The 14,919-nt window shown below is 62.9% G+C and carries 14 protein-coding genes and 1 pseudogene; 9 read left to right on the top strand and 6 right to left on the bottom strand.

The window, feature by feature from the left end; all coding sequences use genetic code 11:
• The first annotated feature begins 69 nt into the window (after positions 1 to 69).
• The 3 genes from AC0L2V_RS01800 (at position 70) to AC0L2V_RS01790 (ending at position 2,396) form a co-directional block, all read left to right on the top strand.
• Positions 70 to 1,398, top strand: coding sequence for a gluzincin family metallopeptidase (locus tag AC0L2V_RS01800; RefSeq protein WP_473508348.1), 1,329 nt, complete (start codon positions 70 to 72; stop codon positions 1,396 to 1,398).
• Between the two features lie 22 nt (positions 1,399 to 1,420).
• Positions 1,421 to 2,056 (top strand): hypothetical protein, encoded by a 636-nt coding sequence (locus AC0L2V_RS01795; RefSeq protein ID WP_473508347.1) that lies wholly within the window; start codon positions 1,421 to 1,423, stop codon positions 2,054 to 2,056.
• Between the two features lie 127 nt (positions 2,057 to 2,183).
• Positions 2,184 to 2,396: a hypothetical protein gene (locus AC0L2V_RS01790; RefSeq protein WP_473508346.1), complete on the top strand. Its 213-nt coding sequence runs from the start codon at positions 2,184 to 2,186 to the stop codon at positions 2,394 to 2,396.
• A gap of 113 nt (positions 2,397 to 2,509) precedes the next feature.
• On the opposite strand, the pseudogene AC0L2V_RS01785 reads toward AC0L2V_RS01790, so the two are convergent.
• Positions 2,510 to 3,491 (bottom strand): annotated as a pseudogene (locus AC0L2V_RS01785) (quinone oxidoreductase family protein).
• A gap of 103 nt (positions 3,492 to 3,594) precedes the next feature.
• Here AC0L2V_RS01785 and AC0L2V_RS01780 point away from each other — a divergent pair.
• Positions 3,595 to 4,026: a winged helix-turn-helix transcriptional regulator gene (locus AC0L2V_RS01780; protein ID WP_473508344.1), complete on the top strand. Its 432-nt coding sequence runs from the start codon at positions 3,595 to 3,597 to the stop codon at positions 4,024 to 4,026.
• A 98-nt stretch (positions 4,027 to 4,124) separates the two neighbouring features.
• Here AC0L2V_RS01780 and AC0L2V_RS01775 read toward each other — a convergent pair whose 3' ends face one another.
• Positions 4,125 to 4,730: an NADPH-dependent FMN reductase gene (locus tag AC0L2V_RS01775; RefSeq protein ID WP_473508343.1), complete on the bottom strand. Its 606-nt coding sequence runs from the start codon at positions 4,728 to 4,730 to the stop codon at positions 4,125 to 4,127.
• Positions 4,731 to 4,822: 92 nt separating this feature from the next.
• Between AC0L2V_RS01775 and AC0L2V_RS01770 the strand changes: the two genes are divergently transcribed.
• Positions 4,823 to 5,191: a winged helix-turn-helix transcriptional regulator gene (locus AC0L2V_RS01770; RefSeq protein WP_167366537.1), complete on the top strand. Its 369-nt coding sequence runs from the start codon at positions 4,823 to 4,825 to the stop codon at positions 5,189 to 5,191.
• Positions 5,192 to 5,391: 200 nt separating this feature from the next.
• Here AC0L2V_RS01770 and AC0L2V_RS01765 read toward each other — a convergent pair whose 3' ends face one another.
• Positions 5,392 to 5,787, bottom strand: a complete 396-nt coding sequence (locus AC0L2V_RS01765) for an acyl-CoA thioesterase (RefSeq protein ID WP_023761257.1) — start codon at positions 5,785 to 5,787, stop codon at positions 5,392 to 5,394.
• A 109-nt stretch (positions 5,788 to 5,896) separates the two neighbouring features.
• Here AC0L2V_RS01765 and AC0L2V_RS01760 point away from each other — a divergent pair, with 109 nt between their 5' ends.
• The 3 genes from AC0L2V_RS01760 to AC0L2V_RS01750 all read left to right on the top strand — a co-directional run bounded on the left by AC0L2V_RS01760 (position 5,897) and on the right by AC0L2V_RS01750 (position 9,456).
• Positions 5,897 to 6,469, top strand: coding sequence for a GNAT family N-acetyltransferase (locus AC0L2V_RS01760; protein ID WP_473508342.1), 573 nt, complete (start codon positions 5,897 to 5,899; stop codon positions 6,467 to 6,469).
• A gap of 162 nt (positions 6,470 to 6,631) precedes the next feature.
• On the top strand, positions 6,632 to 8,248 hold the full coding sequence (locus AC0L2V_RS01755) for a GMC family oxidoreductase (RefSeq protein WP_473519399.1): 1,617 nt from the start codon (positions 6,632 to 6,634) through the stop codon (positions 8,246 to 8,248).
• The gene (locus AC0L2V_RS01750) at positions 8,245 to 9,456 is read left to right on the top strand and encodes a mandelate racemase/muconate lactonizing enzyme family protein (RefSeq protein WP_473508341.1); all 1,212 of its coding nucleotides are present in this window, start codon (positions 8,245 to 8,247) and stop codon (positions 9,454 to 9,456) included. Before AC0L2V_RS01755 ends, AC0L2V_RS01750 begins: the two co-directional genes overlap by 4 nt.
• Before the next feature lie 140 nt (positions 9,457 to 9,596).
• Here the strand turns inward: AC0L2V_RS01750 and AC0L2V_RS01745 are convergent, their stop codons facing one another.
• The 3 genes from AC0L2V_RS01745 to AC0L2V_RS01735 all read right to left on the bottom strand — a co-directional run bounded on the left by AC0L2V_RS01745 (position 9,597) and on the right by AC0L2V_RS01735 (position 13,456).
• Positions 9,597 to 10,535: a diacylglycerol/lipid kinase family protein gene (locus tag AC0L2V_RS01745; protein ID WP_473508340.1), complete on the bottom strand. Its 939-nt coding sequence runs from the start codon at positions 10,533 to 10,535 to the stop codon at positions 9,597 to 9,599.
• A 710-nt stretch (positions 10,536 to 11,245) separates the two neighbouring features.
• Positions 11,246 to 12,205, bottom strand: a complete 960-nt coding sequence (locus tag AC0L2V_RS01740; RefSeq protein WP_473519398.1) for a hypothetical protein — start codon at positions 12,203 to 12,205, stop codon at positions 11,246 to 11,248.
• Between the two features lie 219 nt (positions 12,206 to 12,424).
• The gene (locus AC0L2V_RS01735; RefSeq protein WP_473508374.1) at positions 12,425 to 13,456 is read right to left on the bottom strand and encodes a CapA family protein; all 1,032 of its coding nucleotides are present in this window, start codon (positions 13,454 to 13,456) and stop codon (positions 12,425 to 12,427) included.
• Positions 13,457 to 13,611: 155 nt separating this feature from the next.
• Between AC0L2V_RS01735 and AC0L2V_RS01730 the strand changes: the two genes are divergently transcribed.
• Positions 13,612 to 14,865 carry a hypothetical protein gene (locus AC0L2V_RS01730; protein ID WP_473519255.1) on the top strand — a complete coding sequence of 418 codons (1,254 nt, stop codon included), beginning with the start codon at positions 13,612 to 13,614 and terminating at the stop codon, positions 14,863 to 14,865.
• The last annotated feature ends 54 nt before the right edge of the window (positions 14,866 to 14,919 follow it).

Below are 14,919 nucleotides of genomic sequence, written 5' to 3'. Positions count from 1 at the left end.
CTTATGAAGTTCTCGCCAAGCAACGGAGATTAATTTATGCTAAGCTAATACAGGTCGTGGGGTACTGGGATGGCGACCCGGTTCAGGCTCTTTGTCCAGCCTCCGTTCGAGGACGCTCGAGCGTGCCCTGAAATCGTCACGGTTTCATCGCCGCTCGGAAGCGTCGGTGTCGGCCCGTCTGACGATCGAATGTATGTCGTGGAGCCGGTCGGCAAGACCAGGCCCTATGGCGTGAACCGCGCGCCCTTGGGAACGCCGTTTATCTATCTGCCGCCCTGGACAGGAAATATCCTCGCGCCGGCAGTGCCCGACGAGCGCGGCAATTTCGATCACTACCAGCCATCGATGCCCGGCTTCGAGGCCGCGCATCTCTTCGGCTCCGTGCGGTTCACGCTCGATGTGTGGGAACGCTATCTCGGCCAGTCGGTTGCATGGCATTTCCGCGATCACCATGAGCGTCTGGAAATCTCGATTCTGCCGACATGGAACAATGCGCAGTTCGGCTACGGCTATCTCGAAGTGGGCAGCCAGTTCGAGACGGACGGAAGTATCCTCCCTTTCAGCCTCGACTTCGACATCATCGCCCACGAGGTCGGCCACGCTATAGCCTTCGCCGTGCTGGGCGTGCCGGGCCTGGGCAAAGAGTTCCCCGAATATGTCGGCTTCCAGGAAGCCTTCTCCGACTGCGTGTCGCTGATCGCCGCCATGCATTTTCCGTCGGTGATCGACAATGTGCTGGGCGAGACGCGCGGCAACCTCTATCTGGCCAACCGTCTCGCGCGCTTTTCGGAATTTTCGCGGCATAGCCAGATAAGGTTGGCGAACAACCAGCGGACGATGGCCGAATTCGTTCACGGCTGGAAGAACGAGCATGACCTGTCGGAGCCGCTCACCGGCGCGATATTCGACATCCTGGTCGATATCTTTCACGAGAGTTTGGTTGTCCGCGGCCTGATCTCGTCCGAGGTCGAGAATCTCGCCGATGTCGCCGAGGCCGATCCGGCTGCCCGGGCGCCGCTGCAGGACGCATTCGACCGTGCTTTCGTTCGCCGGACCGACGGTTTCCGCGAGGCGCTGCTCGATGCGCGCGACGTCGTCGGGATGTATCTGGCCGAAACCCTATGGGCTCTGGGGCCCGATTTTCTGGACTATGGAGATGTCGCGACGGCGATGCTCGCCGTCGACGAGGTCGAGACGGGGGGTGAGTTCGCAAGGCTCATCGATCGCAATTTCAGGCGTCGGGGCATCGGCGATCTGCACGCTGGCAGGCGGATCAACAATAGGCCGCGCCGCGGCCATTCCCATTCGGCGCGCACCTTGCTGCCGAGAGATATATCTAATTTTCCGAAGATGAGCTATCGAGAAAGAGTTCTGTTAGCGAGGTCGATGTCTAGCTAGATAATAATGAGTGGAGAGGAAGATGTCAGATAATGAAACATTACTTGGCGTATCGTCTGTATATCTGTTTGGTCGTCTGCTTGAAGACGTGACTTTGAAAGGAGTCGACATATACGGTAACTTGCCAAGACCAGGAAACAACAATTTTCTGCGACGCCAGCTCGAACATGTTGCTGGTCCCGATGGGAAGGAACACCCTGACGCGCGTTTGGCACGGATTTTTTCTTTTTCCTTTGAAGGAGCATTTTATGAACTGGCTCCGCCAGCGATTTTTCTCGTCCATGGGGCTGGCCTCGACCCCGACGACCCTCCCCCTACCGATGCCGACAACCAAGTTGCGTACAAAAGACTGTCCCGAGTTCCCGGCTCCAGTGCGCGAACGGGTCTCGGCTTTCAGATTGGGGCTTTCTCCAAGGACATGAAAGTATGGATTTACGACAAGAGTGACCATTCGCTCAGGTTGGACGCAGAGACGGGGTCACTCGAGCAAATCCTGTTATCTGGAGAGGCCCATGGCGGAGGCATGGGCAGATCGGGCGGCGGCATGGGTAGATCGGGCGGCGTCATGGGCAGATCCGGTGGCAGCATGGGTAGATCGGGCGGCGTGATGGCAAGATCAAGCGGATGGACGCCACGAAAAGCAGGCGATCTAGATTGATCTCGTCGAACATGAGGGAGTTTCATATGGCTGTAGATATAGATTATCTGGAAGTAAGCCCTGTTAAAATCGTCAAGGGGGCATTGGATACTTTGACATTGTTGGCGATGAGCTTCTGACGGCCAACTTGAAATTCTACGCCTCATTCGATCGGGCTGGCGCGCAACCGGACGATCAAATTGAAGTCCATGTCGATGATTCGAAGACAGAAAAAACAAGACTGCCGATGATTGCTGAGGCAACTGAAAACGCGGACAACGATGCGAATAAGGTACGCTCGGTTGTGATCAAATTGAATGGCAATATAGAGGACGCCGCACAAGGTTTAATAGTCATTTAGAAGGGCCTTCACCCTCTGCAATACGGCCCGCCAGAAGTCGGCTCCTGGCGCTGTTCCCACCATTTGAGCACACGCATTGCACGGAGCCCGTGCGCAGTAATCGACCACACCACTCAAGGTATCAGCACGACCTTGCCGGTCGAGCGGCGCTCCTCCAGCAGGCGGTGCGCTTCGTTGGCCCGGTCGAGCGGATAGCGGCCGCTTTGCGTCACGGCAAGCTGGCCGCCGACGGCGAGTTGGAAAAGCTCCGACAGGCTGGCCCTGAGGCCGTCGGCGGAGAGCAGCGGAAGCAGGGCAAAACCTCGCAGGGACTGGTTCCGGGTGATCATCGCTTCCAGTTGCGCAGCGCCGATTGCGTATCTGCCCAGCGCCGCAAAGACCAGCTCTCCACCTGGCGCGAGAACCTCCAGCGATGCCGCCGTCATCGCGCCGCCGACAAATGTCGTAGACGACATCGACGCCGGCGCCGCCAGCCGCCTCCCGCACTCGCGCGGGCCAATCCGACGTGCTGTAATCGACCGCGGCATCGGCACCAAGCGACAGGGCAAGGTCGAGCTTGACCCTGCTGCCGGCGACCGCGATCACGTTGCTGGCGGCCTGGCGTTTGGCGAGTTGGACCAGCAGGGAGCCAACACCGCCTGCAGCTGCAGTGACCAGCACCGATTTGCCGGCTGGCGGGCTTTGCCGCAGCAGATGAAAAGCCGTCAGTCCCTGCACCATCAAAGCCGTCGCGCCGTCGAATGAGAGCGCATCGGGCAAAGGCACGGCCAGCCTTGCATCGATCGTCACATAGTCGGCATAGCCGCCAAACGGGCGCTTCGAAGCGAACAGCGGCGCAGCTATGCGTGTCCCGGCCAGCGAGATGTCGACCCCGTGACCAAGCGCCTCCACGGTGCCGGCAGCCTCGACGCCGGGAACCATCGGCAATTGCGGCGTCACCGCGTAGCGATCCCCGCGCATCAACACTTCGAAGAAATTCACGCCGGCCGCATGAACGCGGATCAGCACCTCGCCTGTTTGCGGCTCTGGCTTCGGCATCTCGACGACGTCCAGGACGTCAGGACCGCCGAAACGGTTCAGTTGAATGGCTCTCATGGCATGCATCCATCGCTATGGCATCGGCTACTGTTTGCCACTATCTGCCTGATCGCGACTACACACTCATTTGTCCCCTGCTGACCAGGAGGTGACCATGGCCATGCCTACCAAAACGGGGCCGACCAAAACGGGGCCGACCAAAAGGCTGCCAACCAAGAGACTGCCGCTGCTGCCGGCGGAACGCGCGCTGAAGGTGATCTCGGGCAGATGGAAGGCTGTCATTCTCTACCATCTCTTCGACGGCCCCCGGCGGCTGTCGGTGCTGAAGACGCAGGTGCCTGATATCACCCAAAAAGTGCTGATCCAGCAGCTTCGCGAAATGGAGGAACACGGCCTCGTCAGACGCGAGATCTTTGCCGAGATTCCCTCACGCGTCGAATATTCGGCGACGCACCTCGGCCTCAGCCTCGAGCCTATCCTTCTGGCGCTCTGCGCGTGGGGCCAGCACCACGCGGATGAGCTGAACGAGATGGACCGCCTCGCCGATTGCATCATCAAGCCTCGGCAGGCGCGGCAGCCAGCCATCGCCTGAATACCAGCCACCGCCTGAATCAAAAGGGGCGACGCAAGCGCCGCCCCCCGGAATCCTTCTAGGCATAAACCCTTGGGAGGATTGTCCTGGTCTGCGGTTCAGGCCGCCTTGACTTCCTCGGCCACCGCGTCGGCCTGGCGCGCCGCCTTCAGCACTTTGGCCCACCATGCAACGTCGTTGACCAGCGCGGTCGCCGCCTGGTTCAGGTGCTCGAGCTCCTCGAGCTTCTTTTCACCTTGCCGGACGGCAAGGAAATCGCCCCAGGCGATATGGACTGCCGACTTGACCGGCGCCATCTGCAGCTCGACCGCATGCAGCCTCAGCTGCTCGACGGCACGCGCGCCGCCGACGCTGCCATAGCCGACGAAGCCGGCCGACTTCTTGTTCCATTCATTGGCGGCGTAGTCGATCGCGTTCTTCAGCACGGCGGTCGGGCCATGGTTGTATTCGGCGGCGGTGAAGATGAAGCCATCGAACTCGGCGACCTTCTTCTGCCAGCGCTTTGCCACTTCATTCTGCGACGGCGCCCAGGCGGACGAAGCGACCTCGTCGAAGAACGGCAGCGGGAAGTCGCGCAGGTCGACCACTTCCACGTCGATGTCGGCATGCGACTTGGCGATCTTGGCGATCCACTGGGTCGGAACGTCGGCGAAGCGTGCGGCGCGGGTCGAACCGACGACAATGGCGATTTTGGGTTTGGACATAGAGGGGCTCTCCTTCAGGCGAATTTCTGGTATCGTTTAGATACCTGAACTATATGAGTGACTGTGCTCACGAGGCGCAAGGAGGCACCTTTTTGATACCAAGGCACCCGCACCGCACCGAGGACTGCCGCGCCATCTCGGAAATCCTGCAGCGCGTCGGCGACAAATGGACCGTGCTCGTCGTCGGCAAGCTCGGTGACGGGCCGCTGCGCTTCAACGAATTGCGCAGCGCCGTCGGCGGCATTTCGCAAAAGATGCTGACCACCACGTTGCGCGGGCTGGAGCGCGACGGCTTCGTCACCCGCACCGTGTTTCCGACGATTCCGCCACGCGTCGACTATGAGCTGACCGACCTTGGCTACGAGCTGCTTGTACCGGTCGGCGCGCTCGGCGAATGGGCGCGCAAGAACACCGAGCGGGTCAAGGCCGCTCGCGAAAAGTTCGATGAGATACATGCCTGAAACCTTTGCGCCGCAAGGCTTTGCGGCAGCGAGCCGCTCGTCTCGCCGTCCCTTCTCTCCTTGTGGGAGAAGGTGGATTGGCGCGCAGCGCCAAGACGGAAGAGGGGTGTTGGACGGAGTGCCGTCGGTGCCAAGCTGGACCACCCCTCATCCGACCGCGCTTCGCGCGGCCACCTTCTCCCACAAGGGGAGAAGGTAACTCAGCCCTCCGCCGGAACTGCCTTCGGCTTGCCTTCGCCGTCCAGCGCCACCATGACGAAGTCGGCGTGGGTGACCTTCTCCATCAGGTCGGAGAGGTAGCGCTGCGCCCATGCCTCGACCTTGAGCGTCATCGAGGTGCGGCCGACGCGCTCGACATGCGTATAGATGCACAGCGTGTCGCCGATCTTCATCGCCTTGGCGAACGACATTTCCTTCACCGCTGCCGTCACCACGCGGCCCTTGGCGCGCTCGGCGGCGCGGATGCCGCAGGCCAGATCCATCTGCGCCATCACCCAGCCGCCAAAAATGTCGCCCGCCGCATTGGCGTCCGAAGGCATGGCCAAGGTCCTCAGCGTCAGATCGCCGATCGGCCGTCCGTCCGCGTAATGCACCATGCGCCAAATCCCCTCGATATCGATCTTCTCCCCTATCGGGATGGCACCGATGCGTCAACGCGCTGCCAGGTGCTAGACTGCGCACAGCGAGTTGAGAAAGGCAGCTGACATGGAACTTACCTCTCGCCCTCTGACATCAGATCTATGGCCCGCGCTCGAGGAGCTGTTCGGTGAGAGCGCCGTCTGCAGTCGCTGTTGGTGTATGTACGGGCGGATCGGCAGTTCTTATCGAAAGCGACCAGGCGAGGAAAACAAGGCTGCGTTCCGACAAGCCGTCGAGCATGGTCCGCCTCCAGGCGTACTCGCTTTCGACGGCGCTACTGCTGTCGGCTGGTGTCAGGTGACGCCCAGAGATGCCGCGCCCTGGCTCGATCGGCTGTGGCAGCTCAAGCGAGTGGATGATGCGCCGGTCTGGTCCTTGTCCTGCCTCTACGTGCGAAAAGCATACCGCCTGCAAGGCATCACGTCTCACCTGATCGCAGCGGCGCTGCAAGCTGCAAGGCGCGCAAACGCCCCTGCACTCGAGGCCTATCCTTTTGATGCCGGCGTATCGCCGAGCGCTTCCGGCAGCGGATACGCCTCCACCTTCGCTCGCGCCGGGTTCAGGGTCGTCGCCCGCAGGGTGCCAGCCCGCCCGATCATGCGTTATGATTTCACGCAAAATGCTGATGATGGCGTGTAATGCTGGACCGCTTGGCGACGCGGCAAAGGCCGCTTCGGGCAGGACACCAACTGCAAATGAAGTGCCGGTCGCTTTTTTCACAGGCGATGCCGGAAGCTCCGGTGATCGCGGCGGCTTGCGGCGTCTAGGTTGAGCGAGAATTCGGAGCCGGCCGCAGCCATCATGCAGACCTATGATTTCATCATTGTTGGCTCCGGCTCGGCCGGCTCGGTTGTGGCCGAAAGACTGTCGGCTTCCGGCCGCTTCTCGGTTCTGGTGCTCGAGGCCGGCGGCAGCGACCGGCGTTTCTACGTCCAGATGCCGCTCGGCTACGGCAAGACCTTCTTCGACCCTGCGGTCAACTGGAACTACAAGACCGAGCCGGACCCCGGCCTCGCCGGCAATGTCGACCACTGGCCGCGCGGCAGGCTGCTCGGCGGCTCGAGCTCGATCAACGCCATGGTCTGGATTAGGGGCGCGCGCGAGGATTTCGACGCTTGGGCAGCGGCCGGCAATCCCGGCTGGGGCTTTGACGACCTGCTGCCCGTATTCAAGGCGCTGGAGGACAATCAGGCCGGCGCCGATCAATGGCGCGGGGTTGGCGGTCCGCTGCATATCACCGACTGCTCGACCTCGGTCCATCCGCTGACCAAGCGCTATCTGGCGGCCGCCAATCAGGCCGGCCTGCCGTTCAACCCGGATTTCAACGGCGCCGCCCAGGAGGGCGCCGGCATCTATCAGATCACCACCAAGAACGGCCGCCGCATGTCGGCCGCCCGCGCCTTCCTGCGCCCGGCGATGAAGCGCAAAAACCTCCGCGTCGAGATCAATGCGCTGGCGACCAGGATCCTGTTCGAGGGCAAGCGCGCCGTTGGCATCGAGTATCTCCAAAATGGTGAGACGAAAACCGCCCGCGCCGGCCGCGAGGTCATCCTGTCGGGCGGCTCGATCAATTCGCCGCAGTTGCTGCAGCTTTCCGGGATCGGTCCCTCGGCGATCCTTGGCGCCCTCGGCATTGCCGTCGTCCACGCCAACGAGAATGTCGGCGCGAACCTGCAGGACCATGTCGGCATCAACTACACTTTCAAGGGCAGGCTGCCGACGCTCAACCAGATCCTGCGCCCGTGGTGGGGCAAGCTCATGGTCGGCATGCAATACATGCTGATGCGCTCCGGCCCGCTGTCGCTGTCGATGAACAATGCCGGCGGCTTCTTCCGCACCGACCCGGCCGCGGCACGGCCCAACATGCAGCTCTATTTCCAGGCATTCTCGACCGTCATTCCGAAGAGCGGCGAGCGCCCGATCCTGACCCCAGATCCGTGGCCGGGCTTTTCGATCGGCCTGTCCAATTGCCGTCCCTCGAGCCGCGGCGAGATCATGATCCGCTCCAGCAATCCGCGCGACTATCCGAAGATCGTCGCCAACGCCTTTTCGACCGAGGCTGATGTCGCCGAGATGCTGGCGGCGGTGAAGTTCATCCGGAAGATCGCCGCCATGCCGGCAATGGCCGAGATCATCGAGGAAGAGGTGTTGCCGGGCCCGTCAATCACCTCCGACGCGGATATCATCCAGGATTTCAGAAAGCGCTCGGGCACCGTTTACCACCCGGTCTCGACCTGCCGCATGGGACCGGACGCTACCGCCGCCGTCGTCGACCCGCGCCTGCGGGTTCACGGCCTCGCCGGCTTGCGGGTCATCGACGCCTCGATCTTTCCCGATAACATCACCGGCAACACCAATGCCGCCGCGATCATGACCGGATGGAAGGGCGCCGAACTGGTTCTGGAGGATCAAAAATGAAAATCACCGACGTAAAGACCTGGGTTGTCGGCAATCCGCCGCCCGGCATCGGCGGCAAGTATTTCATCTTCGTCAAGCTCACCACCGACGGCGGCGTCGTCGGCTATGGCGAGGCCTACAACGCCACCTTCTCGGCCCATGTCACCGCAAGAATGATCGAGGACATGGCCGAGCGCTATCTGATCGGCCGCGATCCGCACGACATCGAGAACTTCTTCCGCCGCGCCTATTCGTCGGGCTTCACCCAGCGCCCGGACGTGTCCGGCATGGGCTGTTTTTCGGCGCTCGAAATCGCCTGCTGGGATATTATCGGCAAGGAGGCCGGCAAGCCGGTCTACAAGCTGCTCGGCGGCCAGGTGAACGAAACGCTGCGTTCCTATACCTATCTCTATCCGCACAGCGGCAGCGTCCATTCGGAAGATGCGCGCGGCAAGAACGTCTACAACGACCCCGGCCTGGCGGCCGAATGCGCGCTTGAATATGTCGAGCAGGGTTTTAATGCCGTCAAGCTCGATCCGGCCGGCCCCTACACCGCCTTTGACGGTCACCAGCCGCGTCTCGCCGACATCGATCTCTCCGCCCGCATGATCAAGGCGATCCGCGAGGCGGTCGGCACAAGGGCCGACATCCTGTTCGGCACGCATGGCCAGTTCACCGCATCGGGCGCGCTGCGCATGGCCCGCGCCATCGAACCCTACGATCCGCTGTGGTTCGAGGAACCGGTGCCGCCCGACATGCCCGAAGTGATGGCGCAGGTGGCGCGCGGCACGTCGATCCCGATCGCCACCGGCGAACGGCTGACGACCAAGTTCGAGTTTGCCCGCGTCATCGAGAACCGCGCCGCGACCATTCTGCAGCCCGACCTCGGCCGCTCCGGCGGCATTCTCGAAACCAAGAAGATCGCCGCCATGGCCGAGGCCTATCACATCCAGGTCGCCCCGCACTGCTATTGCGGGCCGATCGTCGGCGCGGCCAACATCCAGCTTGCCGTGACCTTGCCCAACTTCCTCATCCTGGAATCGCTGAAGCAGTGGGACGGTTTTCACGAAAAACTGCTGAAGAAGAAGATCGAGTGGCAGGACGGCAACGTCATTCCGTCGAAGGAGCCGGGCCTTGGCGTCGAGCTCGACGAAGCCGTCTGCGAAGCGCATCCCTGGACCGGCACGGAGCTGCATTTGCAGATGATGCAAACGCCGTTGACGCCGTGAGCGCGCGCAAGAGATGCGGCCGGGTTTCCCTGCCAGGCTCAAGCTCTGCCGTCAGGGAATTGTCACGCGATTCCAGCATGTTGTCCTGGTCGCCTAAATCACGATCGAAGCGACCGGAACCAAGGTCTCAACAGCTTGATTCAATACCTCAGCGTCAGCGCGCCGGGCAGGATCTCGAAGGTCGCCGGTATGCGCCCCGGCGACTCGCCGTCTATGTCGACCAGAGCGCCGTTTTTTTGCACATCGCCGAGTGGTTCGACAACGACTTTCCTGCCGCGCAAAATGGTGATTGCCGGATGGTTGCGATGCCGGCCGCCATAGAGCAGACGGATGTCCCAGATCAGCTTCAGCTTGCCAGCCGCGCGCAGGATGACGATGTCGAACTGGCCGTCGTCCAGTTCGGCATCCGGCGCGATCATCATGCCGGCGCCGAAGAATTTTCCGTTGGCCACCGCCACCAGCGCGACGCGCGCCTCGACCGGGACGCCGTCGTCGACGGTGATCACGACGTCCTGGAACCGGTAGCGCATGAATTCCCACACGGTGCGCCAGTAGAACAGCGCCTTGGCCGACACATTGCCCTTGCGCTTGTCGGCGTTGACCGCGCGGTCGGTGGCGCCCGACAGGCCGAGGCTGGCGATGTTGATGAAATGGCGGCTGGCCAGGGCGCCATGGTCGTCGACATAGGAGATGCGGCCGGCATCGACCCGGCGGGCCTTGGCCTCGGCGATGCGCTTCAGCGTCAGGTCGACCTCACCAGACAGGCCGAGCCCGCGGGCGAAATCGATGCCGGCGCCGCAAGGCAGCAGGCCGAGCTCGGCCGTCCGGCCGCTTTCCGCAAACGCCTGCAGCAGCCCATCGGCGACTTCGCTGGCGGTGCCGTCGCCGCCCGCCGCGATCACCAGATCGAAGCCGCTGGCGGCAAGGACCAGCGCCAGCCGTTCGGCGTCGCCGGTCGCCTGCGTCTCGCGCAGCTCGAAATCGCCGAAATGTTTCCTGAGCGAAGCGCTGACCTCCGGCCAATGCCGCTTGAGCCAGCCGCCGCCGGCAATCGGATTGAGAACCACCCCGACCTTCAAGAATGCCTCCCCATAGGATAGCAACGACACTGCTGTCCTAAAATCCTTCGCCGGCATTGAAGCCCGCGCCGCAGTGTCGGGCAAGGGCAGAATCCTGCAGCTCGCCGCAGGATGGGCGTGTCCCGCCCCGCATCTCGGCAAAATAAACGCGCCGATGCGGGCCCTGGTCCCCGATAATCCCGCTATCCACAGGCTCGCAACCGTTTCGCCGAACGCTTATCTCCCGTACATTAATCCCATCTCAGGCGGCTACCGATTGCCAAGTCGAAAGGCAAAGCGAAACGGCGGATTTCCTGAGGCCCGTACGGCCCCGAACGCAGGCTTGCCTGTTTTGAGGACCGAGACTACGGGGCCGCGGAAAGCGTGCGAACGCCTACGGCGGACCGATGCTGCCATGAAGGACGGCAAAAACCTTCGATGGCGCGCTGGACGAAGCTTGCAAGGGTGGAGACTGGCGAGGTCCCGAACGGACGCTGCCCTCGGGCGGTGGCTGGCAGGACCGTCAACATCAAGGCCGGCATGGCGCGACGTCTTTACGGAAGTTGCTGCCGCGACCGTGTCCTGATCTGACAGGGAGGCGCTGGGAGAAATCCCGGCGCCGACTGTTTTTTGGGCTTCTCTCGCGATTTGACTGCCTGTCTCACGCGGTTCGACCGGAGCGAAGCTTCCTGGTGTTGATTCAGAAGCTGGCAGCAGACCTCAAGTTCGGGCTAACCCGCCGCCGCGTCCGTTGCGCCGATCTTGCGCACCAGCGCCGCCGTCGCCAGCATCGCCCCCATGTCTGATATCATAGGCGCGACATGCTTGGCGTAGTCGAGCGGCACCGAGATATCGGGCAGCTCGAAAAAATTCCTCGTCTGCGGCAGGAGTAAAAATCCGTCGCTGCCATTGAGCGCGACCCGCGCCGGATCATCAGGCCATGTCTCCTTGAGCCATGTCAGTGCCTGCGCCAGCCGGCCGCTCACCAGCGGCTGCGCCCCCTCGATGTTGTCGCTGCGGAAGTCGTAGGCGGCATCGAGTTCGGGCACCCCGCATGACAATTCCTGCATCCTGCTGGCGAACATGCCGCGGAAGAACCCGACGGCCATCTCACTCCGGCGGGCGGCCACCAATATGCCGGGGAACGGCACCATGGTCCCGAAGGCAACGACGATCCCCTTGAATGCTATCGTGCCGCCCGTGCCTTGCCGGAGATCGGCTTCGTAAAGCTCGAACGGAAATCCCTCGTAACGGCCGGAGACGATGTCGTCGAAGCGTTTGGTGGTGAACGTGCCGATCGTCTCGCGCGGCAGCCGGTCGAACGAGTTCGGTGTCACCTCATGCTCGTAGCGCATGTCCCTGATGAAGCCGAAGATGATCGGCAGCAGTGTCTTGCGGTGCTGCAACCTGCTCGTCGGCTTGATCGCCTGGAAATAGAGCAGGATCGCCGCCACCAACCCGACGACATAGAGCAACACATGCGGCGTCGAGAGCCATTGCTCGTAGGGATCGGCGATCCTGTTGAAAAGCCAGGCGACAAGCGCCACGAACACCAGCACCAGTCCGATGAACAGCGGCACCCGCCAGCGGACTTGCCGGTAGGCCGAAGCCCTTTCGGCCTCGTAGGCCGCCAGATTGCGCTTGATGCCGGCGATGTCAGCTTCATCAGGCATGAAATCCGCTGCTTCCATCGCCATCCCGCGCCCCCTAACAAACTCATGATAGCCGATTTTATAGACATCTCGACTACAGCGCTGAGAGGCAGCGCTTCTCAAGCAGATGTTTGTGCTGCCCCTCATCCGCCTGCCGGCACCTCTCCCCGTGACCGGGGAGAAATGTCCGGCAGGACAATGAGGGGCAGCGCCATACTTGTGCGATAAGCAACGTGCGACTAGCCCTCACTTACGGCGCTACGGAAAAATCGCAGTCAACCGGCCTTCGACTTTGCTGCGCATTCGGTCCTCCAGCGCCTCGACCGGAACCAGATGCTCATGGTCGCCGGCGCGCAGCCGCATGAAGGGATGCAGCCGGTAGGCGGCAATGGCGCCACGCGTGCCGGCGTCGGCGCTGATATCGACGGTCAGGATGCTACCGATGCGGCCGGGCCATGGCTGGCGCGCCAAGGCGGTGCCGAGGAAATCGCCGAGCCCATAGGCGACGAGCGCCTTGCCGATCCGCTCCACCGGCTGCACAACATGGGCATGATGGCCAGCGATCAGCCCGACGCCCTGCGCGGCCAAACGCCGGGCCAGCGCCCGCGTTTCAGCCTGCGGAAAATGCCGGAATTCCCAATCCCAATGTGGCACGGCGCAGGTGAGGTCGACGGCGTCGCGGCGCGGCCATCGTGCGGGGTCGCCTTGCATCGACACACGGCCGGCGAACGCCGCCGCGCCGGCGTTGCGCCACAGCGTGAAGGCGGCGAAGCCTATTGTCAGCGGCCCGACTGCGATGCGTTCGACCGGACCGGCGGCCGCGGTACCGATGCTGCGGATGCCAAGCCGTTCCAGCGCTGCCACGGTCTCGTCAAAACCCTCGACGCCCTGGTCGAGCGCATGGTTGTTGGCGAGCGACAGCACCAGTTTATCGCGCGAGATGCCTACTGACGCCAACGCCTCGGCAAAGAACCGCTCGGTCATGGCATGACGGGTGCCAAGCTTCGTACCCATCGCCGCGCTCGGTCGCTCCACCACCGGGCTTTCGCAATTGCCGATCACCAGATCGGCGGAGCCGAGCAGCGTGGCGATCGCCGGGTCGCATTGCGGCGCGCTGCGATTGGCCACCGCCGAGATATCGCCGACAAAGGCGAACCGCACCGTCCGCGCCGGTGGCGGCTCGATCATGATTCCTGCCGCTGGCGCAAAGCCTTGGCGATCGCCGCTGAGCGAAGGCTTCAAGAAGCGTGGCAGCCAGGACAATTTGTAGGAAAGCGGATAGTTCGACACGCGCAGCCCTGCACCGGGATGAACGGCCAAGGTAGACGATGCGCCCGATATAGCGAAGCGCCTCCGTTCGCAATCGTGCGACCAGAAGCCCGCAGTAGGCGCAACACACAAGATGCGTATATGGTTGCCGCCGAACGGCATACCGGAGGACCAAGATGAAGCGATTTTCGAGCCTGCTGGCATCCGCCCTTCTTCTGCTGCTGCCGGTTGCTTCCGCCGGTGCCGCGGCCTCCGAACCGGCCGCCCTGTTCGAGGCCAAAACCGTGGCCGACCGCGACAGCACGCTTGCTGCGCTGGAAGCCGCTGCGCCCACTGATCCTGCGTCGGCCTACGCCACCGGCGCCGGCCAGTTCTTCACCGCGCTGGAGATCCTGGCCGGCGGCCTGCACCGCCACGGTTTCGAAAGCCCGCAATCCTTCATGCTGCCGCTGATGCGGCTGCCGGTGCCGGACAATCCCAATCCCGAGCCACTAACCTACGACGACTTCCGCGCCATCCTGGTCGCCTTCCGCGATCGGCTGGAAAAGTCCGCGGCCACGCTTGGATCCGTGCCTGCCGATGCCGACATCGGCATCGAGGTCGACCTCACCCGTCTCGGCATCGACCTCAACGAGGACGGCCAGATCGCGCCGGACGAAAGTGCCGCCGCGATCATGGCGTCCCTGTCACGCGGCGGCGGTGCGCCAGACCCGGCCGCACCCGCCCTCACCTTCCGCTTCGACCGCGCCGATGGCTACTGGCTGCAGGGCTATGCCGAATTCCTGATGGCGCAGGCGGATTTCTGGCTGGCGCATGACTTCAGCAACGCCTTCGACGGCTCGTTCCACATGCTGTTTCCGCGCGCAAAACTGCCGCTGCAGGACACGCTCGTGCCGCCGGACGGCGGCATGAGCGGCGGCATGTTGTCGGCCGAGTGGCGCATCGCCGACTTCATCTCGCTGGTTCATCTGGTCAATTGGCCGGTGGTCGAGCCGGAGCGCCGCCACGCGGCGCGCCGCCACCTCATGGAAATGATCCGGCTGTCCCGCGAAGACTGGAAGGCGATCCGCGCCGAGACCGACAACGACCGTGAATGGCTGCCCGGCCCGCAACAGAAAGGCGCCAGCCCGCTCACCGGCCTGGAGGTCGGCGAGGAGCAGGTCCAGGCCTGGCACGCCGCGCTTGATATGGCCGAGGACCTGCTCGAAGGCCGCACCTTGCTGCCGCATTTCCGCTTCGCCGACAAGGGCATCAACATGAAGCGCTTCTTCGACGAACCAAAGCCCTTCGACCTGGTGCTGTCGATCACCGGCCCGGCCATCGCGCCCTATCTCGACAGCGGAAAGATCCTCACCAGCGAAGAGTTCGACCAGATCCGGCGCCAGTTCGGCGGCGCCGGGTTTTTGACCTTTGCGCTGTGGTTCAACTGAGGGCGCGTTCGACATCGCTCCTGACACCCTTGTGTCAGCAGCCTGGTTTCCTCT

This window comes from Mesorhizobium sp. WSM4814 (assembly GCF_055811595.1).
Note: the sequence above shows the minus strand (reverse complement) of the source record. Positions and strands in the feature narration are given on the sequence as shown.